We start from the raw sequence: 24,096 nt of genomic DNA on the forward strand, positions 1-24,096 counted from the left end.
GCCACGTGCGTGGCGCTGGCGCGCGTCAGGCGGCCGGCGGCTGCGCGCCGGCGAACAGCACGCCGGGCGCATCGCCTTCGTAACGCGCCGACAGCGTCGACGTGACGACGCAGCGCGTGCCCGCGATCCGCCATTCGCCGTCGACCTTCCGGTATGCGTCGTCGTAGTACGCGCCGAGCTGCGTGAGCGTGCGCGCGTTCGTGTCGATCATCTGGTAGTGCAGGCCCCACGTGCCGCGTGCATGCGTCGCGTCGAGCACGTCGATCTCGGGATTGACGCCGTGGTGCATCTCGACGATGTGCGGATGGCAGCCGAGTTGCGCGAACACGTCGACGAGCGCGTCGCGCGTGTCGAACGTGCCGATCCGGCCGTAGTCGATATGCACGGGGCCCGGCGCGAAGCAATCGCGCATCCCTTGCTGATCCTTGCGGTCGCAGCACGCGAAGTAGCGCGCCTTCAGCCGGCGGATCGCGTCGGCGTCCTCGAGCCGGCGCACGCGCGCTTCCAGCGATTCGATGAGGGTCATCCTGTCTCCTTGTTCGGTGCCGCGCGGTTCGAACGCCGCGTCGATGCCACGTTACCGCCGCGCGATGCACCGGCCATCACCCGTTCGGATGAAATCCGTGATTCGTTTCGGCAGCGCCGTTCAGGTGCGACAACGGCGTTCGTCCGAACAGACGATGTGATGCAAGCGGCTTCGTTCCTACCATCGAACGACACCACCACGAGACCCGGCGATGGACGACACGACCCGCACGCTCCATGAGTACGAGCAGATCCGACAGTTGAAGTACCGGTATTTCCGCGCGGTCGACACGCACGACTGGGCGCTGCTCGCCGATTGCCTGACCGAAGACTGCGAGGCGCGGCTGTACGGCGGCCGCTATGCGTACGACGGCCGCGACGCGTTCGTGTCGAGCCTGCGCGCGCTGATCGGCAAGCCGACCTTCCTGACGATGCATCACGGCCACCATCCGGAGCTCACGCTGGTGTCGGCCGATCACGCGTGCGGCGTGTGGTTTCTCGAGGATCATGCGATCAATCTGGAGGATGACTACCTGCTTCACGGCACCGCGTTTTACGACGACCAGTACGTGAAACGCGATGACGGTTGGCGCATTCACGCGACGCGCCACGAGCGCCTGTTCGAAACCGTCACGTCGCCGATCCCGCCGTCGTTCACGCTGACCGCGAACCGGTTTGCGCCGGGTGCGGATGGTGTGCATGGCGCGGTCGCCACCGCTTCCTGAACCCCGGCGGCACCGCCGCCGATCCCGTCAATCCCCGTGGAGCCGAAGCAATGGAGAAAGTCATTTACGTGTTGTGGCGCGACGCGCAGGCCGCGCCCGATCAGTGGAGCCGCGCGGTGCGCACGCAACTCGCCGACACGCTGCTGTCGCTCGGCGCGCACGGCGTGCAGGTGAACGTCGCCGATGCGGATGTCGCGCCGGCCGCCGGCCTGAAGCAGACCAACACGCACCCGGGCATCGACGGGATCGTCGCGGTGTGGGTCGATAGCGCGAACGCGATGTTCCGCCAGCCGTTCGACGATGCGGTGCGCGCGGTGGTCCCGCACATGGCCGCGTATCTCGTCACCGAGTCGCAGCCGATTCCGAATACGCGCTTTCCGGCGCGGCCCGGCGAGCGCACGACGGGCTTTTCTCAGCTCGCGTTCCTGAAGCGGCCGCCGCGGCTGACGCACGAAGCGTGGCTCGACGTGTGGCACGGGCATCACACGCGCGTCGCGATCGATACGCAGGACAATTTCCTGTACGTGCAGAACGTCGTCGTGCGCGCGCTCACGCATGCGGCGCCCGGCTACGACGCGATCGTCGAGGAATGCTTTCCGGCCGCGGCGATGACCGATCCGCATGCGTTCTTCGACGCGGTCGGCGATGACGGGAAATTCCAGCGGAATGTGGCGGAGATGATGGACAGCTGCGGACGCTTCATCGATTTCGACAAGATCGACGTGGTACCGACGAGTCAGTATGTGGTGAAGGCGGTTCGAGGGTAGGTTCGGGCGACCGCGTGGTGCGGTCGGCTCACGCGAACTTGCCGAAATCCACGTCTTCCTTGACGAACTTTCCTGTCGACAGAAGTGCGCGTTCGATGTCCGCGACGATCGAAACATTGTCGCGCGTCGCGGTCACGAACAGCCCCCAGAGATCTTCGTCTATTTCGTACGCGCCCCGTGCATAGGTCCAATAGCTGAAAAATTGGTCGTGAGACAAGGTGACTGCGGGTTCGTCGAGGCCGTGCGGATGCGGAACCCTGACGGCATGCAGGGCATCCCGCAGGATCGCCGCGACATCCGGAAAATCGGCAGCGCGATGGTCATCCAGGATCTCGACCAGAAGATCGCTGCCGTGGAAGACCGGCCGGATACGGAACCGAATCAGGTTTGTCATGCTCGTTCTCCTGCTTTCATCCACGGCCGAACGAGCGCCCATGGCCCGCCGCCGCCCGAAGTTGACTCATGTATCCACCCACCGTTACGGACAATGGACGTTCGACGTCATCCGGCCGTATCAGGCCGCCTCGCCGGACAAACCGGATTCGCACGAACCCTGGCGCCGACTCACGGTCGATCCGGTCACAAACTTTGAAACCGCAGCCACCACGCCATCCGCGAGCGGCAGATCCGGGTTCGAGTACGCAGCGAGGTTTTCGTGCAGATCCGCGGTGCGGACCGTCTTGAGGGCGTGATTGGCGTCGGCGATCAGCGCCATTCCGGCTCGTGGATTGGCACGCTGCAGAAGCTCCGCGTCCTCTATGGCAACCTGGATATCCCGCGTGCCCTGCACGATGAGCACCGGCTTCGTGTAATCCGCCAGCACGGCCGCCGGATCGACGCTCAGTTCGCTCATCAGGAAACGCTGGACTTGCGGCCTGAACAACGGCATGAGTGCTGGATCGATGCGGGTCGCGTCTACGCGTTTCCCGGCTTCCAGGGATGCGAGGATCGATAGCGCATTTTCCAGAACCGGCGCATTGGCCGGGTTCGATTGCAGTTGTTGCCGCAGTACTTGCACGAGCGGGCGCCCCGCCGTGGAAACCAGGATCAGGCCGGCGATGTCGGCCGATTGCCGAGCAGCCAGCATTGCCACCAGCCCGCCCTCGCTATGCCCCAACACCCATACGCGGGGCGCCCCCGTCCGCGCCCGGATGGCCGCTACCCACGCATGGACGTCGGCCGCGTAGTCGTCGAGCGTGACGTCATCGGCATCCGGAACCGCCGACGCGCTGCCGTACATGCCGCGCTTGTCGATTCGAACCGACGCGATGCCTGCATCGCGCAATCCCTCCGCGAGCAACCGGTAGGTCAACGCCTGGATCCAGTTCGGCGCGTTGCCGTTCCTGTCGGTCGGGCCCGAACCCGGCACGATCAGCACCACCGGGGCGTCGCCGGTATCCGGCGACAAGAGCGTGCCTCTCAGCGGGCCGACGGGGCCCGGCGCTTCGATTTCCGTCTGCATGGTTTGTAAGGGGTCTCGCTGTGAAAAACCATAGCCAACGGCTGCAAATGTGCATGAGACCGTCGATACCGGGCCCACACGCAGCCGGCTTTCAGTGCCAGTCGCCGGCGAATCGACGCGGCTGATACGTCTTCTCGTTCCAGGTAAACCGCGCAGCCTTGCCCGACGCGGCCTTGCCCTTCGGACGCACGACGAGGTCGTAATGCCCGTTGGTCATGTGAGGGCTGAACGACAGCGCGTAATGAACCTGCTGCGTGTTTTCCGCATCGCACGCATCCTGCGCTGCGTCGCCCTGATCGTTGCCTTTCCCGGCCTTCGCCGCGACGCATTCCGCCGCCCCGTCCTTGTCATAGGTCGACCAGTCGGTCACCGCGGTGAAGATGGGCGTCACGCGAGCATCGGCATAACGATACAGGCTCAGTATCTCGTTCGTATCGCTATGCGCGGTCGATGTGTAGTTATTGCTGAACCGAACGCCAAACGCGGTTTCCTGCGCGCTGATTCGGTAGGGGATCACGTCCATGGTCAGGAACGCGTTCCACAACATCGGTGACGTATCGACGCGCTCGCTTCGATCGCTCGCGAGCAGGTGGAACCCTTGCCCGTCGCGGGTCAGGACACCTGTCCACAGCGCCGCGTCGACGTCGTCGGTCGAGCGCTGGACCAATGCAGCCACGACCCACAGCGGCCCTGCAGCTGCCGGCCCATGCGCCCATGGCGACAGCGCGACGCCCTTGATGCTGTCGGCCGGCGCGGGATCGTTGCCCATCAGCGTACGCAACGCAGCTTGCTGGTCCAGGTCGCTCACATCGCCCGCGGCAAATGCGCAATTGGCAACAAATGCCAGTATGAGCGCCAGCATCGCCTGTCCGTAAAAGTGACGTTTCTTCCTGTTTCTGTCGCCTGGATATCGCTGCCCCGAGAATGAATCGTCTCGGCGCTTTTCCTGCATGTCGGTCAACATTGTTCGTGTATTCCTCGTCGATCCATCTTCCAACCGGTTTCAAGCAAGCTTCGTCCGGGCCTCGGATTTGGCCGACCGCCATTGTCGACGACTTGCGCAGCAACGTCGACTGACCGTCGCTCCCCGCCCCGCTCTTTACCGCGCCATGACAAAACGTCTATACTTGGACATTCCATCGACCGACTCGCCGAAGCCCCCGCCCCGGCGCGCCGCGATCCCCCGGCCCCACCTGCCCGGAGCGACATGAGCGACTACTCCGTTTTCGACACGCTTTGCAATCTGCTGAACACGTCCGGCGCGCGGTTCCGTGTGCTGGAGCATCCGGCCGAAGGGAAATCCGACGCGATCGCCGCGCTGCGCGGCACACGCCCCGAACAGGGCGCGAAGGCGATGCTGTGTGCATTCAAGGATGGCGGCGACGCCACCGCGCTCGCGGTCATTCCGGGCCACCTGAAGATCGATTTCCGCAAGGTCGCCGATGCGCTCGGCCGCCGCAAGGCAACACTCGCGTCGCCCGACCTCGCGGCCGCCGTCACGCGCTGCGTGATGGGCGCCGTGCCGCCGTTCGTGTTCGCCCCCGGCGTGACGCTCGTCGTCGATCCCGCCCTGGTCGAACGCAACACCGAGATCGCTTTCAACGCCGGCCGCCTCGACCGCTCCGTCGTGCTCGACGCGGCCGACTATGTGCGGATCGCGCAGCCGCTGCTCGCCGACATCACGCGGCCGGAAGCCGCGGACGGCGAATAACTCGGCGGTTGCCCCTTTCCCGAAGCCGTCGCATCGATCCGAAACCTGACCGCGAAACCATCATGACCCCCACCCGGAAACGCGCGCCGTCCGAGCAGGCATCGCTGATCGAACAGGTGCAGCGCATTGCCGAAGGGCTCGGCGCGATGTTCGCGCCGTTCACCGAGGTCGTGGTTCACGACCTGCGCACGCCGAAGCACGCGATCCTCGCGATCCACAACAACCTGTCGGGGCGCGCAGTCGGCGATCCCGCGACCGAGCTCGGCCTCGCCCGCATCGCGGACGAAGATTTCCCGCCAGTGCTCGCGAACTACCCGAACCGCTTCGCCGACGGCCGCACCGCGAAAAGCACGTCGATCGGCATCAAGGATTCGACCGGCCGCTATGTGGCCGCGCTGTGCCTGAATGCCGACGTCACGCTGTTCCGCGGTTTCCAGGGCATGCTGAACCAGTTCTGCAGCACCGACGGCGAAGCGGTTGCGGAAACGCTGGACCCCGCCGGCGCGGATGCGATCCGGCAACGCATCGACGCATTCGCGATGCGCCTCGCGACGACGCCGCGCGAACTGAAGACCGACCAGCGCCGCGAGCTGATGCAGACACTGAAGGCCGACGGTTTCCTCGAGGTGCGCCGCGCGATGGAGATCGTGTCGCAGCATCTCGGCGTCTCGCGCGCGACCGTCTACAACGATGCGAAATGACCCACGCGCGATACCCGCGCGGCTTTCCTGCTGACCGATTCTTACGACCACCGGGCATCCCATGAACTCTCCGACTCTCCCCACCTACGACGACGTTGCCGCCGCCGCGGCCCGACTCGAGGGCCATGCGCACCGCACGCCGGTGATGACGTCGCGGACGATCGACGAAGCGCTCGGCGCGCAAGTGTTCTTCAAGTGCGAGAACCTGCAGCGCATGGGCGCATTCAAGTTCCGCGGCGCGTTCAACGCGCTGTCGCGTTTCGACGCGGAGCAGCGCCGCAACGGCGTCGTCGCCTTTTCGTCCGGCAACCATGCGCAGGCGATCGCGCTGTCCGCGCGCATGCTCGGCATTCCCGCGACGATCGTGATGCCGCAGGATGCGCCGGCCGCGAAGATGGCCGCGACGCGCGGCTACGGCGGCAACGTCGTGACCTACGACCGCTACACCGAGGATCGCGAACAGATCGGGCGCGATCTCGCCGCGCAGCACGGACTCACGCTGATTCCGCCCTACGACCACCCGGACGTGATCGCCGGCCAGGGCACGGCGGCCAAGGAACTGTTCGACGAAGTCGGCCCGCTCGATGCGGTATTCGTGCCGCTCGGCGGCGGCGGGCTGCTGTCGGGCACCGCGCTCGCCACGCGCGCGCTGTCGCCGCACGCGGCACTGTACGGCGTCGAGCCGGAAGCCGGCAACGACGGCCAGCAATCGTTCCGGTCCGGCGCGATCGTGCATATCGACACGCCGCACACGATCGCCGACGGCGCGCAGACGCAGCACCTCGGCAGCCTGACGTTCCCGATCATCCGGCGCGACGTCGACGACATCCTGACCGCGACGGATGCGGAACTGGTCGACTGCATGCGCTTCCTCGCCACTCGTATGAAGATTGTGGTCGAGCCGACCGGCTGCCTGTCGTTCGCCGCGGTGCGACGGATGAAGGACGCGCTGCAGGGCAAGCGCGTGGGCGTGGTGATCAGCGGCGGCAACGTCGATCTCGAGAACTTCTGCGCATTGGTGTCGGCGCCGGCATGAGCGGCGCGGCGCGCATGAACATTCCGTCATGCGCGCCGCATCACGCCTTCACGGCGCGTTAAGTTTCGCGCCCTAGACTGATTAGGTTGTCCCGTAGTCAGTCGTGAAGGAGCCACCATGAAATCGCACGCGATCGTCGCCGCCGCCCTGGCGGCTGCTTCCCTTTCGGCGTTCGCTCAACCGGGCGTGACGTCATCCGGTTTCCCCGCCGCGTCGCCGCACGACGCCGTTGCGCAGGCGACGCACCGTTCGCCCGCCACGTTGCCGCACGCCGGCTTCGTGCTCGCGAAAATCGATCAGAACAATACGCCGCCCGATCGCGGCGGCGACCCGAGCGGCCGCACGCATTCCGGCACGCACATGTGACGGCGGGCGCCGGGCGCGGCTGCCGCGCCCGGCCCTCAGAACGACGGCAGCGACGGATCGCGTGAAGCGAGAATGGCGTCGGTGCGCCGCTGCAGCGCGCCGTCGATCGTCTCCGGTTGCGGAATCAGCCAGTAGCGCCCTTCACGAATACCGTCGAACACGCGCTCGGCGAACGCGTCGGGCGTGAGCCCGTGCGCGTTCAGCATCGCGCGCATCGTATCGACGAAGCCGCGCACTTCGGGCCGGTCGTGCGCCGCGCCGAACGGGTCGTTGAAGATGCCCGACTGCACGGGGCCCGGCGCGAGCAACGACACGCCGACCGGCGCACCCAACATCTTCAGTTCTCCGTACAGCGATTCCGTCAGCGCGACCACCGCGAATTTCGTCGCCGAGTAAGGCGACATCAGCGGGCTCGGCAGGAACCCGCCGACCGACGCGGTATTCACGACCCGCGCCGGCACGTTGCGCTCGAGCATCCGCGGCACGAAACTGCGGATCCCGTTCAGCACGCCGTGCACGTTGATCGCGAAGCTGCGCTCGAAGCGTTCCGGCGTGATTTCCCAGGTGAAACCGGTCGCCATCACGCCCGCGTTGTTGAACAGCAGGTCGACACCGCCGAACCGCTGCCAGGCGGCCTGCGCCAACGCGTCGACGGCTTCCGGCCGGCTGACGTCGGTCGGCACGCACAAGACGTCCGTGTCGAGCGTCGCGGCGAATGCGTCGAGCTTCGCCGGGTCGAGATCGGCCAGCACGACGCGCATGCCGAGCCCGGCCGCGTGGCGCGCGAGCCCGCTGCCGATGCCGCTGGCCGCGCCGGTGATCACGGCGGTGCCGCCGTCGAAACGAATCGAGTTCGTCATGTCAATCAAAGTCCTGTCGGGTCGAGGTGGGGATGCGCATACGCGGGAATCGCCGGCTGCGGCACCGTGCGGCCGTCGAGGGAACGCACCGCGCGTTGCTGCGCGCCGTCACGAAGACGGTCGCGCCCTCGGATGCGAGTCGCTGCGCGATCGCACGGCCAATGCCACGGCTTGCACCCGTCACGAGCGCGCGCTTGCCGGCCAGTACGCCGGTTTGGGTGTCGGTCATCGTTGTCTCCAGTGATGAGCGCACGGGCCGCTCAGCCGGCGATATCCGCAACATGAAGGACCCGCTTGGTTTTTGCCTCGCCCGTTTGAACGAGATCGAGTGCGCGGGCCGCCTGTTCGAGCGGAATATGCTCGAAACGCGGCACGCGCAGCGCGCGCTTTTCGAGCAGCCCGGCGATCCGGCCGAGCGCGCCGCCGCTCGGCATCCGGCCATAGATCATCGCGGCGCGCAAGCCGCGCCGGGCGCGCCAGCATGCACCGCGAGCCGCATCGCGAACGTGCCGACCGCGCCCGCGCCGCCGTGCACCAGCACGGTCTAGCCCGCGCGCAGCCCGCCATCGTCGAACAGGCCGGCCCATGCGGCGAGCGCAGGCTTGAGCACCGTGGCGGCTTCTGCCACGCTCACCGCATCGGGCATGCGCACAACCGAGTCGCGGCGCACGACCACGTATTCCGCTCCCGCTCAGTCGAGCCCCAGCGGATTCGAAATGCGCAGCTTCCAGCCGCCGCCCGCGCTTCGCGCCATCACCTGCGTCGCCGTGCCGGTTTCGGTCCGCGTCATGCCGTCCGGACGCGCGATCGTGAGCGTCCAGTCGAGCAGCACCAGCGCGACATCCCCGCTGACGAGCGTGCGGCGCACCCGATTGACGATCCGCGGACGCATGGCCAGCAGCGCGGCGAATTGCGACCGCAATGCCTCACGATCGCCGGCGACGATCTCGCCGTTCGTCATCCGCATCGTCGCGCCCTCGCTGAACAGCGCGACGACCGCGTCGGCGTCGCCGGCATTGAACGCCGTGTCGAATGCAGGCGGCACCTGCTCCGGCGTACGCGCTGTGTGGCCCAGCCCGTCGACGAAACGGCGGATCAACCCCGCGACCGCGGACGGCGCTTCCAGCGGCGACAGGTGGCCGACACCCTCCAGGATCTCGAGACGGGCTCGCGGAATTCTCGGCAGCAGCTCGGCCTGCAATGTGTCGACGCGATCCACCTGATCGTGCTCGCCGGCGATTACGAGTACCGGCACGTCGATCGCCGCGACCTCGGCCGTGATGTCTTCCCGCATCGCGATGTTCGGCCACGCGAATTTCGCTTGCGGCGCCCCGCGCAGGCTGTCCTCGATCACCTGCTCGCGGCGGGCCGGTTCGAGCGGGCTGCCGGCAAGCACATGATCGACCAGCTGGCCAATCGACTCGCGCGTATCGTATGCACCAGCCATGCCCGCGCGCTGCGCGTCGGGAAGTTGCATGGGCGACGGCGGCGACGGCGCGACCAGCACGACGCCTTCGAGCCCGCGCGGCCGGCGCGACGCCAGCAACTGCGCGGTCTTGCCGCCCATCGAATGGCCGACGAGCACGTAGCGCTTCAGTCCGAGCGCGGCGATCACGCCCTGCGCGTCGTCGGCCAGGTCGGCGATCGTGTAGCCGGCTTCAGGCGCCTCCGAATGCCCCCAGCCGCGATGATCGGTCGCGACGGTCCGGTATGCGTCGGACAGTTCGTCCGCGACGAATCGCCAGGTGCGGGACGAGCCGCCCCAGTAATGCAGAAAAACCAGTGCCACTTCGCCGTGCCCCTGTTCGCTGACGCGAATCCGGATGCCGTTTGCGTGAATGTCGGTTGCCATGATTGCTCCGTCAAAACCTGATGAAGAAAGGTGGAACGCGGCCTTCGCCCGGTCGGGCCCGGCCCGCGTTCGACCGTGACGTCATCGTAGAGTCGGGCACCGGATTTGATAATTGGCGATTCGCGACGTGCAGTCGATAATCAGGCTATCGAATCGAGGAGAGGGTTCATGGACCGCTTCACCTGCATCGGCGTGTTCGTGGCGGCCGTCGACGAGGGCAGCCTCGCGGCGGCGGCGCGGCGTTACGGGCTGTCCCCGGCGATGGCCGGCAAGTACGTGAGCGCGCTCGAAGCCGAGCTGAACGCGCGGCTGCTGCAACGCACGACACGCCGCCTCAGCCTGACGGAGGTCGGCCATACCTACTACGACCGCTGCAAGCGGATACTCGAGGCGTTCGACGAGGCGAATCGCGAGGCGAGCGATTCGCAAGGCGTCGCGCGCGGCGTGTTGCGCGTCGCCGCGCCCGTGACGTTCGGCGCGATGCACCTGGGGGACGTGGTCGCGCGCTACCTGGACGCGCATCCGGGTGTCGACGTCGAGGTGCTGCTCGACGATCGCTATGCCGACCTGCTGAGCATCGGCGCGGATCTCGCGATCCGGATCGGGCGCTTGCCCGATTCGGGGCTCGTCGCCCGACGCATCGCGCCGTGCCGCATGACGGTGTGCGCGTCGCCCGCGTATCTCGCGCGCCACGGCACGCCACGCACGCCCGACGACCTGCGGCGCACGCACCGGCTCGCGTTCAGCGAAGCCGTGTCGGCCGGTGACTGGACGCTCGTCGATGCGGACAACCGTGCGCATGCGATCGACGGCGCCTGCCGGCTGTCCGCCAACAACATGCAGATGCTGCTGGCGGCCGCGCTGGCCGGCGCGGGCGTCGCCTACGGGCCGACCTTCGTGTTCGGCGGCCATCTGGCGCGCGGCGAACTCGTCGCGCTGCTGCCCGACTATCACGCGACGGCGCTGACGATTCAGGCCGTGTACCCGAGTGCACGCCACGTGTCGCTCAAGATGCGCCGGTTCGTCGACTATCTGGTCGACGCGTTCGGCGAGTCGCCGCCGTGGGACGGCCCGTGGCCCGCGCAACCGGCGCCTCCGATCGCGTAACCCCGCCGCCATTCATCAGACTTGAGCGCATTTCAATGCACGTTCCGGCACCAACTTGAAAGAAATTGGAAAGGAACTGTTGCCATTCGCGCGCATTCCGGGCGGCACGCACATGAACGATTGACGCGCCGCCGACGTGCCCATTACCCTTGCGCGCTGATGGTTCCCGGGAACGGGATCAAAAGGGAACGCAGGAGAGGCCGCGCCTCGAATCTGCGGCTGCCCCCGCAACTGTGAGCGGCGAATCCGTGCCACCGCATGCCACTGGGAAACCGGGAAGGCTGGCACGAATCAGGACCCGCGAGCCAGGAGACCTGCCATCGACCCGAGGTCCAAGCAACCGCACCGGGCGGGGTGTCCCGATGCGCCAGCACCGCCTTTCGCGGTGCCCGTTGCATGGACGGCCCGACCTCAGGATCCGCCCGATGTCCACCGTTACCGCATCCGCTTCCGCTCCGGAAGCGTCGCACCGGCACGCCGCCGGCATGCACGGCCCGCCTGCTCGCGCGCGCCGTTCCCGCTCGATCGCGTCAGCCGGCATGCGCCGCGCCGACGCCCGCGACAAGGGCCTGCCCGGCCCGGTCGCGCGATAACCCGATCACCGATAACAAAACCGGTGCTGCCCGCCGCCCGCTCACGATCGACGCATGCGCAGCCCGGCAACAGCGACAGCCAGATGAAGATTCGACACCTCCTTGCCACGTCCGCCGCGACCGCGCTCCTCTCGCCCCTCGCCCACGCAGCCGGCGACGCCGCGGTTTCGCAACCGGCCCCGGCCGCCGAAAGCGCCGACCTGCCGACGATCAACGTGACCGACACGCGTCGGCTACCCGAGTCGTTCGACCAGCGCTATGCGACGACCCAGGTGCTCACGCGCACCGATCTCGACCGGCTGTCGCCGAGCGATCCGAGCATCACGCAGGCGCTTGCAACGCTGCCCGGCGTGACGGTCTCGCAGAACGGCGGGCCCGGTTCATCCGCGTCGGTCAGCATCCGCGGCTCGTCGGCCAGCCAGGTCGCCGTGTTCATCGACGGCATCCGGATCGGCTCGTCGACCACCGGCATCGCGCCGTGGGCGGATCTGCCGACCGAAGCGTTCGAACGCGTGGAAGTGATCTCGGGGCCGGCCGCCGCTTCGTTCGGCGCCAATGCCATGGGCGGCGTCGTGCAGCTCTTCACCCGCCGCGCGGCCAACCAGCCGAACCAGACCACCGTGTCGTTCGGCGGCGGGTCGAACAAGACGTTCGACACGCAGCTGCGCACGTCGGGCACGGTGCCGTCGACCGGGCCGCTCGCCGCGCTCGGCGGGCTCACGTACTCGCTCGGCCTGCACTCGTACAACACGGCCGGCATCGACTCGACGCGGCCTTTCGCGTACGGGCATGAGGACGGCCGCAACCCGTACCACGCGCAGGATCTCGATGCGCGCCTCGGCTACGCGCGCGACAACTGGTCGATCTCGACGTTCGCGCTGTATCACCGGTCCGATCTGTCGTTCGATAATCTCGGCGGTGGCAACCGCCAGCTCGATCATCAGTTGACGACCGGTGTCGCGTTCCATCTCGACATCACGCCGGACACGCAGTTCGACCAGTCGTTCGGGTATTCGAACGATCGCGAGTTCATCTACGCAAACGATCCGACGATCCCGACCGACCAGATCAATTCGCAGCGCATCAGCACGTCGACGTCGCTGACGCATCAGGAGCGCGGGTTCCATCTGTTCGGACTGCCGCTGTCGGGCGAAACCAAGCTCGCGTACGACTTCACGCGTGAGCAGGCATTCCTGCCGATCGACATTCCGAACGGCGTGCCGACGCGCAACGATTCGGCGTTCTCGCTGCATCAGTCGGCGACGCTCGGCAGCGTGACGATGTTCCTCGCGGGGCGTCATGAAATCATCGCCGGGCAGTCGGTGAATACGGGCAACGCGGCGCTGTCGTGGGCGATCACGCCGGTGTACACGGCGCGCGTGTCGTACGGCAATGCGTTCCGGCTGCCGACGTTCAACGACCTGTACTACCCCGGCTACGGCAATCCGAATCTCAGCCCCGAGCGCAGCAATTCGGTCGAGGCCGCGATCGACGCGAACACGTCGTACGGCACGTTCACGGCCGCGATCTACGACACGCGCGTCAGCAACCTGATCGCGTACAACCCGGCGACGTTCTCGCCGATCAACATCGGCCGCGCGCATATCCGCGGGATCGACCTGTCGTACAAGGGGACGATCGGCCGCTCGACGCCGGTAAGCCTCGCGGTCGGGATCCTGAATCCGCAGGACGAGACCAACGATTCGTGGCTCAACCGCCGGCCGCGCCAGACGGTCAGCCTCAACATCGATCACACGTGGGATGAACTACACCTGCATGCGTTGAGCACCGGGGCATCGCTGCTTTATGGCGGCACGACGTTCGACGACCCGGCGAACTCGACCTATCTGCCTTCGTATCTGACGGTCGGGCTGCGCGCGTCGTACCGGATCAATTCGCACCTGACCGTGTCGGCGACGGTGTCGAATCTGTTCGATCGGCAGTATATGACCGCGTACGGGTACAACACGCTTGGGCGGACGGCGTTCGGGAAGGTGAGCTACACGTTCTGACACGTTGACGGGGAGGCCTTGGCGCGGTGTGCGGCAAGGCCTGGGGGCAATGCGGCATGCGGGGCTTGGGTCATCGGGCGGTGGAACGGGTGATTTCGACCCGTTGCTGCCGGTCGCCGTCGCGTGACCCACGCGGCGCGTTCCGATGTAGAGCGGCCATTCCCGGGACGAATATGGGTAGCAATGGCGACAAACTGGAGCGGTTGATGTGCCGCGAGAGCTCTATTTTAGTGGCCAACCCGATATATGCGGCCGCTATGCACGCCCTCCACGCTGCGCCGATAGGCAATTGCCACACGTGTCGCCGGCACGCCTTCGTAACCGGGAAAGAAGGGACCAAACCGTTCCACGGATTCGATCAGCATGGTTGGGCTGACGGCATTGATTCGGATACCCCGGCGAAAATCGCACGCAGCTGCACGCACGAACCCTTCGATCCCGGCATTCGACGCTGCGGCGTGAGAACCCTGCGCAATCGGATCATCGACGGCAATGCCAGACGTCAGCGTGATTGAGCCGCCATCGCTCAGGTAATGCTGACCAACCAGCGCGACGCGCACCTGACCGAGCAACTTGTCCTGCAGGCCTTTATGGAAATCGGACGCCGTCATTTTTTCGATCGGCGCCAGTATGACATTACCTGCGGCGACAACGATGGCATCGACGCACCCGATCTGCTCGAACAGCAAACCAACGCTGTCGTCACGGGTGATGTCGACCTGATGGTCTCCATGGGTGCGGCCAACACGAATGATTTCGTGCTTGCTATCACGCGCAAGCTCATCTGCCGCGGCACGACCGACGTCCCCGCCGGCACCGATTACGACGATCTTCATCGAACACTCCTTTTCGCGTTCAGGTTGGAACGTCGCCATTCTTCACCGAACCAACGATCCGATAAATGTGCTCTAATTTCCGACACTACTAATCTACAGTTCGCAATATGGACAGACTGCGTGCCATGGAAACCTTTGTTGCCGTCGTCGAAGGCGGCAACTTCACCGAGGCAGCGCGGCGGCTGGAAATCTCGGCGGTCATGGTCGGCAAGTATGTGCGCGAACTGGAGGAGCGTCTCGCTGCGCGCCTGCTCGAGCGCACTACCCGGCGCCAGAGTCTGACTGACGCCGGTCGCGTGTTCTACGAAGACGCCAAGCGTGCACTCGAACACATGCGCATCGCCGAAACGTCGGTTGAACGGCTACGCGCGTCACCCTCCGGTACGTTGCGAATCAGCGCGCCGATCACCTTTGGCGCCTGTGTCATTGCGCCGCTAGCCGCGACTTTCCGGCAGATGTATCCGCTCGTGCGTGTCGAGCTGGAATTGAGCAATCGCAACGTCGACCTGATCGACGAGGGTTTTGATCTAGCGATCCGCATTGGCGAATTGGGTGATGCCGACCTCGTCGCAAGGCCGTTGACCCGGTATCGCATGGTGATCTGTGCATCGCCGGGCTATCTCGCTCAGTACGGGCGTCCGGAGACGCCACAGGATCTGAGCGCGCATCACTGCCTGTCTCACACGGTGTGGAACAGCCGAAACGGCTGGAAGCTCGGGGACGATGACAGCACGCACTTTACGGCTGAATCGGTGTTCACTTGCAATGACGGCAACGGCCTGCGGATGGCCGCAATCGCAGGCGCGGGATTGCTGCTGCAACCGGAAGTCCTGGTGAGCCACGATCTGGCAAGCGGCGCGTTGGTACAAGTGCTACAAGGTTACTCGCCGAAGCCACACCCCGTTCATATCGTGTATCGACACGACCGGCGCCCGCTGCCCAAGCTCACCCGCTTTGTAGCGCATTTGCTCGAGCATGTGACGGAGCGTGAGGCGTCGTAGTGTGCTTTTCGGCTTGGTGATATGCGCGAAGAATAGCGCCTTCGTTTCGGCTGAGGCACCTCGGGACACAACGCAAACGCTCGCTTTCAAAGACACAACAGGCGCTCACGCAAAGGACACAAGATGCGAGGTGGCCCCGCCGACCGAATGACGGCTTGCGGAGTGGCGCAGTCATGTGAATGTCCGACCAACGCATCCGACGAGGGCCGCTCCTGGCCGAACGCGGCCGGCCACCGCCCTACAAAGTGCGACCGGCGCAGATCGACCCGAAGTGGACAGTCGAGGTTACCGGAAACGGACATTGGGGAGGAATATTGATGGTCTCTGAGACTCCCATGCCACAATGGCAACACCTCGTACTACCCGCGACGATGTATGACTCTCATTCAACCAACTGCAAACGCGACCCTATTCAGTTCATTCATAGCGGCTTTTCCGAAGGCGTTGCGCTCGGATGTGAGTGTCGTCGCGGATTTGATTGGACGTGGCAACGCAACCGATGATGGATTGCAGGTCGTTGTTCGAGGCGAATCGCTCTGCATACCATATCGGATTTACGACGATCCCGACGAAACCTTGTTCTCATGTCTGAATAAAATTCAAGCCACCGTATACGCGTGCTTGCTAACGAGACATCATGATGGCCATGTACGCCAGCGCTTGATCGAACGGGTAATAGCGTCTCCTGAACCTTGGGTTGCACCATTCGTTGTGCAGCTGTGCGGCGAATATGTCATTGAGATTCTCGATACCGTCGAAGCGCACTTGCCCTCCATGGATCAATGTATCTACGGGGCGTTTTTCCGAGAGAATTCGCTCTTTTTCCAAAGAACTCGCGATCGAATGATTAGCTACTGGGATTGCTACTATCGTTGGCTATACAAGCGGGAAGCTGACTATGTTGGATTCCGATTATTCAATCGATTCTGCGAATGGAGTGCTGCAGAGTAAGCTGTTCCTCCTCTACTAATCGCAACGATTTTCGCCACGCGGGCGAATGTCTCTTGCTGGCTGCGGATTCAACCCGTCTATGCAACACACTTGAGGCTGCATAGCAGCAAGGAGTGTTGTCATGAAACAGAGACGGCGGATCTACTATACAGACACCCAGAAGGCGTTAATGTGGGAGCGTTGGCGCACGATCCGCGCTCGCAATACCAACGCCTGCGCCGCCTTACATCGCATCGTCAGGGCCGTGAGTTGATCGCGCTCCGATTCGCTCACCTTCGGTCGTCCGCCCATCGCCGCCTCGTCGTGTTCGTGCATTCACCAAACACTACTACAGGTGGCAATTTATTCAACGAATTTCTAACTCACAACACTAGCGCTACGCTAATCATGACTCACTTGCTTAAGCCACGCGTTTAATTCACGCGTACGATCACGTGTTCTGTCGATTTCGCAAGTCAGTAGATCAAGATTGCGATCTTCACCCGCCTCGTTTATCAGATACCAAGCGGTACACTCGTTTCCCAGAAAACGAACCCATTGCCGCTGAGCCTCGACAAATTTCACCTTGAGTACCGGATAGTTGACGTACTCGTCACGTGGCCGAGACATCGACTTCAAAACCTTTTGGTAAGTGCGGTTCAATTCGTCGTCTGCTTGCTGAAATTCATCTTGACTACGCTGCAGCAAGCACTCGCGCGCCACGCTATCCGGTGCGCAGCTCTGCGCTTGCGCAGCGGTGAACCACGACAATGTCAGTGCCATGGCGACGCCGAACACTACGCGACGGGCGCTGGACGCCGATGTGCCAATATGCATTCTTGCTCCTGTTCCGGCTTTTCTCATCCGCATGGCGATCGGAGTAATTCTGGTGCCGATCGCTGTCGATAGCGCCGACTGAAACACATACCATTGACTTGTTTTTAACAAGCGCGACCAACTTCGGAAAAGCTGATTGTCAACGAACTATACGACCATGTCGAGTGACTGAAAATGGCAGCCGATACGAGCCAATCGCAGCGCACCTCGGATCGAAACAATCTTGATGACGGTTCCACATCTGATTCCAAACATTCGCCGGGCGCTGCCGGACGCATCCGCTTCGACCAACACCACACATCCCGCGACGGCATGGCGTCACCTTTCCGCTCTCGGGAGGATTATGATGACTCGTTCGGCAGCCAAGGGTTCGCCTGCCGGCGCCTCCCCGATGCCCATCCCGTAACGCGACGCGGCAATCCTCCAAGCCGCGACTGGGGCGAACCATGGATCAACGCGAAGACTTCATCGTGCGCACCATGTCGGCCGACGAGGTCGCCATGGCGGTCGAATGGGCGGCTGCGGAAGGCTGGAACCCCGGCCTGCACGATCCGTCGTGTTTCAGGGAAGCGGATCCGGCCGGCTTTTTCGTCGGCGTCTGGCGCGGCGAGCCAGTCGCGTGCCTTTCCGCCGTCGCCTACGACGAACGCTTCGGCTTCATCGGTCTCTACATCGTCAAACCTGGGTTTCGCGGCAAGGGCTTCGGCATGCGAATCTGGCGGCACGGCATGCATTACCTTGGAGACCGCAACATCGGGCTCGACGGGGTCGTCGCCCAGCAGGCGAACTACCGGAAGTCCGGGTTCCGGCTCGCGTACCGCAACATCCGCTACCAGGGGCGCGTGGACGGCATCGGGTGCGCGCATGTGGCGGCAGCGGCCGACGTGCCGTTCGAGCCATTGCTCGCTTACGATCGCCAGTGTTTTCCCGCAGTGCGCGAGCGTTTCGTTTCCGCGTGGATCGCGCAACCGGATGCGTTTGCGCTCGCGACAGTCGACGCCGGCCGTATCGCCGGTTACGGTGTCGTGCGCCGTTGCAAGACCGGCTGCAAGATCGGCCCGCTCTTCGCCGATGACGCCGGCGTCGCCACCGGGATATTTCGTGCGCTGGCGGCGCGCATGCCCGGCGAGGTCATCGTGCTCGACGTACCGGAAACGAACCCCGCGGCCGTCGCGCTGGCGGAACGGCACGGCATGACGAGCGTCTTCGAAACCGCCCGGATGTACACGAAAGACGCGCCGGCGATCGCAATCGATCGCGTCTTCGGGGTGACGTCGTTCGAGCTGGGGTGATCGTCACGAGCAAGGCGACTGAACGCGCATCGAGCGGGATCGCGGTGCCGTTTTCGCCGTTGTAAACTGCGGCAAACAACCACGAAAATTCACGACATGTCATTGCATACCTACCTGCTGTTTCTGCCGGCCTGCTTTGCGCTCAATATGGCCTTCGGACCGAACAACGTCCTTTCGCTGTCCAACGGGGCACGCAACGGTGTGCTGCATTCGGTGACCGCATCGTTCGGGCGTCTCGCGGCGTTTGCCATCATGATCGCGATAACCGGGTTCGGCCTCGGCGCATTGTTGCTCGCTTCCGAAACCCTGTTTTCGGTATTGAAGTTCGGCGGTGCAGCCTACCTCGTCTGGCTAGGTATCAAGTTGCTGCGTTCGAAGCCTGCCGAACAGCCTGTCGTCGAGACGGAGCCGGCGGTGGCCCGGAAGGACCGGGCGGACTTGCTGGTGAAGCACTGCAAACAGGAATTCTATGTGGCGGCCGGCAATCCGAAGGCCATTCTGATTTTTACGGCATTCTTTCCCCAGTTCGTCGACCGAACGCACTACGCCCTCAGCTTCACCGCCCTCGGCGCGACGTTCCTGATGCTGGAACTCGTGGCCATCGTGACCTACGCCGTGATCGGCGCACGGTTGCGCTCGCTGGCGACGAACCCCAAGGGCTTCACGTGGCTGAACCGGGCCAGTGGTTCGCTGATGATCGGGTTCGGCGTGTTGCTGGCAATGCTGCGTCGGCCTGCCGCGTAATCTCTCCCCCCGGGGATGGCCGCGTGCTGTCCTCGATGTCGGGACGCTCGATGACCTGATTCGACGCATCCGGTCACAACGCGACACGCGCGACGACGTATCGACCTAAACGACGCCACGCACGCCCGCGACGACCTGAATCACGCCGAATACCGCGATGACCGCGGCCGACACGCGCGACAGCCCGTGCATGAACGCAAACGACATCTTCGTGCGCAGCGCGGCGGTCGTACCGCTCAGGCACAGCCACCACGTCGCGGAACCGATGAACACGCCGGCGACCATCGACGCCACGGCCGGCCACATCGCCCCCTCCCGCGCCCCGGACAGCGGGCCGAGCGCCGCGAAGATCCCGACGAACGACAGGATCGTCATCGGGTTCGACAGCGTCAGGCCGAACGTCGTCACGAAATCGCGCAGCACGGTCGTGCGCGGCAGGTTGCGTTGCGCGGTCGACGCGGCCGGCACCTGGCGCGCGATAGTCCACGCGAGCCACACGAGAAACGCGCCGCCGCCGATTTTCAGGCCGACGGTCAGCATCGGGAATGCCGTGACGATGCCCGCGATGCCGAGCGCACCAAGCAGGCCGTAGATCGCATCGGCGCACGCGGCGCCGACGCCGGTCGCGAATCCCGCCTGAAAACCGCGGCTCAGGCTGCGCTGGATGCACAGCATGCCGATCGGCCCGACCGGCACCGCGATCGACAGCCCCATCACGACTGATTTGATGAACAGCATCGCCTGCTCCTTGCGAGATGCAACGGGTGGAACAGGCATCGTAGGGAAAGTCCCGTCATCGCTGAATGCGGTTTTTAAGGAAAAATGGCCACTCCACCTTAAAAAATCCCGCCGCGATGGACGATCTGGACTGGAAGGTACTGACGCTGTTGCAGGCCAACGGCCGCATCAGCTACACGGAGCTGGCGCGCCAGGTGCACCTGTCGGTGCCGGCGGTGACGGAGCGCGTGAAGCGGCTTGAAGCGGCCGGGGTCGTCGAGGGCTATACGGCCCGGATCAATCCGGCCGCGGCCGGCTATCCGGTCAGCGCGCTGATCGGCATCACGGTGCCGCAGCCGGCGAAAGCGAAATTCCTCCGGTTGCTGGAGACCATTCCCGAAGTGGTCGAATGCCATCACGTGACGGGCGCGGACTCGTACATGATGCGGCTCGCCGCGATCAGCATGACCCATCTCGAACAACTGATTGAACGCATCAACCTGTACGGCGAAACACGCACGTCGATCGTGATGTCGACGCCGCTGCCCGCACGCGGGCTGGCGCGGCCGCCGTCGCAACGCGACGTCGTTCGCGATTGACGCATCGAGCAGCCGCGTCCGATCCGGTTCCCGCAGGGGATCATCCAGCAATCCTGGCCGGCGGTAACCGGAGGCCGAGGTTGCTTGGCCGGTTGCCGCCGTGACGATCGGAATCGATCGCCTACTTGCCGGCCAAGCCGCCAAGCAGGCCGCCCACCAGCCCCGTCACGGGCGCGAGCGGATTGGAGAGACCACCCAGCGGCGAGCCGCCGCCCGTGCCGGTCGCGGAACCGTCGTGGACGGTCGCCGGCATGCCGCCGACCACGCTCGTCACCAGGCCAGCGACCGGCACCGCGCCGTTCGCACCGCTCGGGTTCACGAGGCCGCCCACATTGGTCACGGTGTTGCCGACCGCACGAACGAGTCCGCCGACGCCACCGACCAGCGGCTGGGGCGACGTGGACGTCACCTTCCATCCCGCCGACGTGATCGCGCCGCCGATCTGCCCGAGCAGGCCGGCGACCGGCTGCCCGAGGCCGGTTGCCGTGCCGACCTGCTGCGTGACCTGGCCGACGGTCGTGACGAGCGGCGTGATCGCCGTGCTGATCGCCTGCGTCGTCTGCTGGACCGGGCCCGACGAAAGCGCCGAGCCGAGCATGGTGCCGCCCGTCTTGATGCCGCCTGCCACTGTATCGAGCAGGCCGCCGACCGGCGTCGTGAGCGGCGCCAACGGCGACAGCGGGCCGGTGCCGAGCGCCTTCACCGTTTCGCCGAGGCCGGTGACCGGGTTGCTGACCGAGCCGACGATGGAGCCCAGCCCGGCAACCGTCGTGCCGACGGGGTTCGCCGTGAAGCCGATCTGGCCGATGCCGTTGCTCACGGCGTTCGACGTGTCGCGGATGATCGTGCCGGCGCCCGTGACCGTATCGCCGAGGCCGGTGGTCACGCCCTTGCCCACGGGCGGGCTCACGCCGCTGATCGTGACGCCCGCGTCAATGACGGCCGCGCCGACGGAACTGATGATGCCGTTGGTGCCTGGGGTGCCGCTGGTCCCACTCGTACCGCCGGTTCCACTGGTTCCACTGGTTCCACTGGTTCCACTTGTGCCACTTGTGCCACTTGTGCCACTGGTTCCACTTGTGCCACTGGTTCCACTCGTGCCGCTGGTGCCACTCGTCCCGCTGGTCCCACTCGTGCCACTCGTGCCACTCGTGCCACTGGTCCCACTCGTCCCGCTGGTCCCACTCGTACCGCTGGTCCCACTCGTACCGCTGGTTCCGCTCGTACCGCTGGTTCCGCTCGTGCCACTGGTCCCACTCGTACCGCTGGTTCCACTCGTACCGCTGGTTCCACTCGTACCGCTGGTCCCACTCGTACCGCTGGTTCCGCTCGTGCCACTGGTTCCACTCGTACCGCTGGTTCCGCTCGTGCCACTGGTCCCGCTCGTGCCACTGGTTCCACTCGTGCCGCTGGTTCCACTCGTGCCGCTCGTACTTGTCGTTCCGACGTTGTTACCGCCCGGCGTCGGCGATGTGACGTCGCTGCCGCCGCACGCAGCCAATGCGCAAGCCGCGGCAATGGCTGCGACCGCAGCATTCGCCTTGATGAAATGATTTTGCATGGAAGCCCCCGTTCGCTTTTTTTCAGCTCGATCATCTCGACAAGCATCTATCGTGCCAATGCGATCGGCATCGTCGACGGCTTCACACATACGCCGGACTACCGCGTTCCAACGAACATCCGGGCGGCGACGCGAGACATCCGCACTCGCCCCCACTCCTGCGATCAACCCCGCGTCTCGGGTAACACGTACGTAACGCGGGCCCTGCGTTACGTAGCATCGTGTGACGAAAGACGCGGTCCCGCCCCTATCGCCATCGCTTCGTGCGATGCACGGGGAAATCGAAACCGCCACGACAGCCCGAGTTGACGCTTGAAAACCGTGTGTCAAGAACGCACGCAAGGCGTTTCGACACGCTCGCACGGGGCCGCGCCGGCGAGCGCCGGCTCACCCACTCCCGCCCGAATCTCACACGAACAGCGATGCGACGATCGCACACCACACCGCACTCACGCCGCACAAAAACACGCGCCGCGCGACGAACATCCGCGCCTCGTCATCGGGTGCTTTCATCGGCGACGTCGCGAGAAACGGCACGCTGGCGAGGCACGCGAAGCCGGCCAGCGCGGGCAGGATCACGACGTAGTCGCCGAACCGCCACGGCAGCGGCTCGTGCAAACCCCAGTAGCCGAGAAACAGCATGCCCATCGAAAACATCGTCGCGGCGGCCGAACTGAGCGCGACCACCGATCCCGTCGGAAATTGCATGGGAGCCTCCCCTCGCGCGGCGTGCGCGACGCCGGATCATTATCCGGGCACGGAAGGAATCAGCACAACGACCGCCGATGGCGGCGGATGGAAATCGAGGCCCGTAGCAGCGTCTGTGCCGACGGTGCATCGACGATCGAAAGAATCCCGATCCTGTTGACCGGTTGCGCCCGCGGCACGGGGATCCGGGTGCAACACGGACGATTGCGGCGGCGCCGCGCGGACGATCGTTGTCACGGATTGACAGCAATCGCTTTCGCGCGCAAGACACGCCAGCCTTCAACCCGGCTTCTTCGCGGCCTGCACGACGGAAATCCAGCCCACCACCGCCGCCGCGACCCAGCAGCAGGCGATCATCAGGTCGAGATCCATCCAGCCTTCGAAGTTCGCGCTGTTTTCGAAACTGCAGCGCTGATGGCCCCTGACCCACACGCAGCCACCGATGAATTGCTGGATGTGCATATAGACGCTGTAGACGGCAAAAGCCGACGCAATGACTGTGAGCCGCAAACGGATGGTCTTTTTCATGACATGCGGATGCCGGTGGGAAAGCCTGTGACGATCTTACGGCAACGGCAACCTGCCCGGCAATCCGTCACATCCTGGGTCGCCCGGATGCCCGCCGCTCACCCGTCGATCCGCCTGATCCTCCTCAGGCAGTCCGCCGCCAGTTGCTGATAGATCCGCGTGCCGTTCGCCTTCGCGTCGATCTCCGCATCACTCAGCCGCCGCACGACGCGCCCCGGCATGCCCGCGAGCAACACGCCGCCTGGCACGTCGTAACCGGCCTTCACGAACGCGCACGCGGCGACGATCGTCGTGGCGCCGATCGTCGCACCGTCCATCACGACCGCATTCATCCCGATCATCGTGTCGGGCGCGAGCGTCGCACCATGCACGATCGCACCGTGGCCGAGGTGGCTGTTGACGCCGAGCCGGCAGGTCTCGCCGATCCCGACGTGCAGCACGCAGCCGTCCTGCACGTTGCTGCCGTCTTCGACGACGATCGCGCCGAAGTCGCCGCGCAGGCTCGCATGCGGGCCGATGTAGCAGCGCGCGCCGATCGTCACGTCGCCGATCACGACCGCGCTCGGATCGACATACGCGGTTGGGTCGATGCGCGGGCGCATCCCGTTGAATTCGAACAGCGGCAT

Annotated in this window: 27 protein-coding genes, 2 pseudogenes and 1 riboswitch; of the genes and pseudogenes, 14 read left to right on the forward strand and 15 right to left on the reverse strand. The window is 65.0% G+C overall.

The features are described 5' to 3' along the window. Positions 1–25: 25 nt before the first annotated feature. Complete coding sequence (locus LGN17_RS15340; RefSeq protein WP_226197547.1) at positions 26–526, reverse strand: nuclear transport factor 2 family protein; 501 nt, start codon at positions 524–526, stop codon at positions 26–28. 211 nt (positions 527–737) lie between these two features. Here LGN17_RS15340 and LGN17_RS15345 point away from each other — a divergent pair, with 211 nt between their 5' ends. Further along, positions 738–1,250, forward strand: a complete 513-nt coding sequence (locus LGN17_RS15345) for a nuclear transport factor 2 family protein (RefSeq protein ID WP_226197548.1) — start codon at positions 738–740, stop codon at positions 1,248–1,250. A 50-nt stretch (positions 1,251–1,300) separates the two neighbouring features. Then, positions 1,301–2,017 carry an EthD domain-containing protein gene (locus tag LGN17_RS15350; RefSeq protein ID WP_226197549.1) on the forward strand — a complete coding sequence of 239 codons (717 nt, stop codon included), beginning with the start codon at positions 1,301–1,303 and terminating at the stop codon, positions 2,015–2,017. Positions 2,018–2,045: 28 nt separating this feature from the next. Here LGN17_RS15350 and LGN17_RS15355 read toward each other — a convergent pair whose 3' ends face one another. The 3 genes from LGN17_RS15355 to LGN17_RS15365 all read right to left on the reverse strand — a co-directional run bounded on the left by LGN17_RS15355 (position 2,046) and on the right by LGN17_RS15365 (position 4,443). Further along, a complete protein-coding gene (locus tag LGN17_RS15355; protein WP_226197550.1) occupies positions 2,046–2,411 on the reverse strand; it encodes a hypothetical protein in 366 nt (121 codons plus the stop codon). Positions 2,412–2,531: 120 nt separating this feature from the next. Beyond that, positions 2,532–3,479: an alpha/beta hydrolase gene (locus tag LGN17_RS15360; RefSeq protein WP_226197551.1), complete on the reverse strand. Its 948-nt coding sequence runs from the start codon at positions 3,477–3,479 to the stop codon at positions 2,532–2,534. Between the two features lie 91 nt (positions 3,480–3,570). Then, complete coding sequence (locus tag LGN17_RS15365; RefSeq protein WP_226197552.1) at positions 3,571–4,443, reverse strand: hypothetical protein; 873 nt, start codon at positions 4,441–4,443, stop codon at positions 3,571–3,573. A 243-nt stretch (positions 4,444–4,686) separates the two neighbouring features. Here LGN17_RS15365 and LGN17_RS15370 point away from each other — a divergent pair, with 243 nt between their 5' ends. From LGN17_RS15370 to LGN17_RS15385, 4 genes are all read left to right on the forward strand, one after another. Beyond that, positions 4,687–5,190 carry a YbaK/prolyl-tRNA synthetase associated domain-containing protein gene (locus LGN17_RS15370; RefSeq protein ID WP_226197553.1) on the forward strand — a complete coding sequence of 168 codons (504 nt, stop codon included), beginning with the start codon at positions 4,687–4,689 and terminating at the stop codon, positions 5,188–5,190. A 62-nt stretch (positions 5,191–5,252) separates the two neighbouring features. Then, positions 5,253–5,891 carry a transcriptional regulator gene (locus LGN17_RS15375; protein ID WP_226197554.1) on the forward strand — a complete coding sequence of 213 codons (639 nt, stop codon included), beginning with the start codon at positions 5,253–5,255 and terminating at the stop codon, positions 5,889–5,891. A 61-nt stretch (positions 5,892–5,952) separates the two neighbouring features. Next, positions 5,953–6,927 carry a threo-3-hydroxy-L-aspartate ammonia-lyase gene (locus LGN17_RS15380; protein ID WP_226197555.1) on the forward strand — a complete coding sequence of 325 codons (975 nt, stop codon included), beginning with the start codon at positions 5,953–5,955 and terminating at the stop codon, positions 6,925–6,927. A 117-nt stretch (positions 6,928–7,044) separates the two neighbouring features. After that, positions 7,045–7,293, forward strand: coding sequence for a hypothetical protein (locus tag LGN17_RS15385; protein WP_226197556.1), 249 nt, complete (start codon positions 7,045–7,047; stop codon positions 7,291–7,293). A 35-nt stretch (positions 7,294–7,328) separates the two neighbouring features. On the opposite strand, the gene LGN17_RS15390 is transcribed toward LGN17_RS15385, so the two are convergent. The 4 genes and pseudogenes from LGN17_RS15390 to LGN17_RS15405 all read right to left on the reverse strand — a co-directional run bounded on the left by LGN17_RS15390 (position 7,329) and on the right by LGN17_RS15405 (position 10,005). Continuing rightward, positions 7,329–8,153 (reverse strand): SDR family NAD(P)-dependent oxidoreductase, encoded by an 825-nt coding sequence (locus LGN17_RS15390; RefSeq protein ID WP_226197557.1) that lies wholly within the window; start codon positions 8,151–8,153, stop codon positions 7,329–7,331. Positions 8,154–8,250: 97 nt separating this feature from the next. Beyond that, positions 8,251–8,382 (reverse strand): annotated as a pseudogene (locus tag LGN17_RS15395) (SDR family NAD(P)-dependent oxidoreductase); the annotation flags it as partial. A 31-nt stretch (positions 8,383–8,413) separates the two neighbouring features. Next, positions 8,414–8,844: pseudogene (locus tag LGN17_RS15400) on the reverse strand (zinc-binding dehydrogenase); the annotation flags it as partial. Beyond that, the gene (locus LGN17_RS15405; RefSeq protein ID WP_226197558.1) at positions 8,845–10,005 is read right to left on the reverse strand and encodes an alpha/beta fold hydrolase; all 1,161 of its coding nucleotides are present in this window, start codon (positions 10,003–10,005) and stop codon (positions 8,845–8,847) included. A 168-nt stretch (positions 10,006–10,173) separates the two neighbouring features. On the opposite strand from LGN17_RS15405, the gene LGN17_RS15410 reads away from it, so the two are divergent. From LGN17_RS15410 to LGN17_RS15420, 3 genes are all read left to right on the forward strand, one after another. Continuing rightward, the gene (locus tag LGN17_RS15410; RefSeq protein WP_226197559.1) at positions 10,174–11,112 is read left to right on the forward strand and encodes a LysR family transcriptional regulator; all 939 of its coding nucleotides are present in this window, start codon (positions 10,174–10,176) and stop codon (positions 11,110–11,112) included. 143 nt (positions 11,113–11,255) lie between these two features. Next, positions 11,256–11,449: riboswitch (cobalamin riboswitch) on the forward strand. Positions 11,450–11,537: 88 nt separating this feature from the next. Further along, positions 11,538–11,705: a hypothetical protein gene (locus tag LGN17_RS15415; RefSeq protein ID WP_226197560.1), complete on the forward strand. Its 168-nt coding sequence runs from the start codon at positions 11,538–11,540 to the stop codon at positions 11,703–11,705. A gap of 83 nt (positions 11,706–11,788) precedes the next feature. Further along, entirely contained in the window at positions 11,789–13,717 is a 1,929-nt protein-coding gene (locus LGN17_RS15420) for a TonB-dependent receptor domain-containing protein (protein ID WP_226197561.1), read from the forward strand. A 227-nt stretch (positions 13,718–13,944) separates the two neighbouring features. Here the strand turns inward: LGN17_RS15420 and LGN17_RS15425 are convergent, their stop codons facing one another. Further along, positions 13,945–14,553, reverse strand: a complete 609-nt coding sequence (locus LGN17_RS15425) for a short chain dehydrogenase (RefSeq protein ID WP_226197562.1) — start codon at positions 14,551–14,553, stop codon at positions 13,945–13,947. A 107-nt stretch (positions 14,554–14,660) separates the two neighbouring features. On the opposite strand from LGN17_RS15425, the gene LGN17_RS15430 reads away from it, so the two are divergent. Together LGN17_RS15430 and LGN17_RS15435 are read left to right on the forward strand one after the other, a co-directional pair. Continuing rightward, a complete protein-coding gene (locus tag LGN17_RS15430; protein ID WP_226197563.1) occupies positions 14,661–15,554 on the forward strand; it encodes a LysR family transcriptional regulator in 894 nt (297 codons plus the stop codon). 375 nt (positions 15,555–15,929) lie between these two features. Continuing rightward, a complete protein-coding gene (locus LGN17_RS15435; RefSeq protein ID WP_226197564.1) occupies positions 15,930–16,505 on the forward strand; it encodes a hypothetical protein in 576 nt (191 codons plus the stop codon). Positions 16,506–16,886: 381 nt separating this feature from the next. On the opposite strand, the gene LGN17_RS15440 is transcribed toward LGN17_RS15435, so the two are convergent. Beyond that, positions 16,887–17,321 (reverse strand): lysozyme inhibitor LprI family protein, encoded by a 435-nt coding sequence (locus LGN17_RS15440; protein WP_226197565.1) that lies wholly within the window; start codon positions 17,319–17,321, stop codon positions 16,887–16,889. Between the two features lie 446 nt (positions 17,322–17,767). Here LGN17_RS15440 and LGN17_RS15445 point away from each other — a divergent pair, with 446 nt between their 5' ends. Then, positions 17,768–18,613: a GNAT family N-acetyltransferase gene (locus tag LGN17_RS15445; RefSeq protein ID WP_226197566.1), complete on the forward strand. Its 846-nt coding sequence runs from the start codon at positions 17,768–17,770 to the stop codon at positions 18,611–18,613. A gap of 96 nt (positions 18,614–18,709) precedes the next feature. After that, complete coding sequence (locus tag LGN17_RS15450) at positions 18,710–19,357, forward strand: LysE family translocator (RefSeq protein ID WP_175966143.1); 648 nt, start codon at positions 18,710–18,712, stop codon at positions 19,355–19,357. A gap of 105 nt (positions 19,358–19,462) precedes the next feature. Here the strand turns inward: LGN17_RS15450 and LGN17_RS15455 are convergent, their stop codons facing one another. Continuing rightward, entirely contained in the window at positions 19,463–20,095 is a 633-nt protein-coding gene (locus LGN17_RS15455) for a LysE family translocator (RefSeq protein WP_226197567.1), read from the reverse strand. A gap of 116 nt (positions 20,096–20,211) precedes the next feature. On the opposite strand from LGN17_RS15455, the gene LGN17_RS15460 reads away from it, so the two are divergent. Further along, positions 20,212–20,673, forward strand: a complete 462-nt coding sequence (locus LGN17_RS15460) for an Lrp/AsnC family transcriptional regulator (protein ID WP_226197568.1) — start codon at positions 20,212–20,214, stop codon at positions 20,671–20,673. A gap of 121 nt (positions 20,674–20,794) precedes the next feature. Here the strand turns inward: LGN17_RS15460 and LGN17_RS36870 are convergent, their stop codons facing one another. The 4 genes from LGN17_RS36870 to LGN17_RS15480 form a co-directional block, all read right to left on the reverse strand. Then, complete coding sequence (locus tag LGN17_RS36870; protein WP_264165959.1) at positions 20,795–22,234, reverse strand: collagen-like triple helix repeat-containing protein; 1,440 nt, start codon at positions 22,232–22,234, stop codon at positions 20,795–20,797. A 408-nt stretch (positions 22,235–22,642) separates the two neighbouring features. Beyond that, a complete protein-coding gene (locus tag LGN17_RS15470; protein ID WP_226197570.1) occupies positions 22,643–22,942 on the reverse strand; it encodes a hypothetical protein in 300 nt (99 codons plus the stop codon). A 279-nt stretch (positions 22,943–23,221) separates the two neighbouring features. After that, entirely contained in the window at positions 23,222–23,470 is a 249-nt protein-coding gene (locus LGN17_RS15475; RefSeq protein ID WP_226197571.1) for a hypothetical protein, read from the reverse strand. Between the two features lie 98 nt (positions 23,471–23,568). Next, positions 23,569–24,096: a transferase hexapeptide repeat family protein gene (locus LGN17_RS15480; protein ID WP_226197572.1), complete on the reverse strand. Its 528-nt coding sequence runs from the start codon at positions 24,094–24,096 to the stop codon at positions 23,569–23,571.

The organism is Burkholderia sp. AU30280 (assembly GCF_020420125.1).
In the GTDB taxonomy this organism is placed as follows: Bacteria; Pseudomonadota; Gammaproteobacteria; order Burkholderiales; family Burkholderiaceae; genus Burkholderia.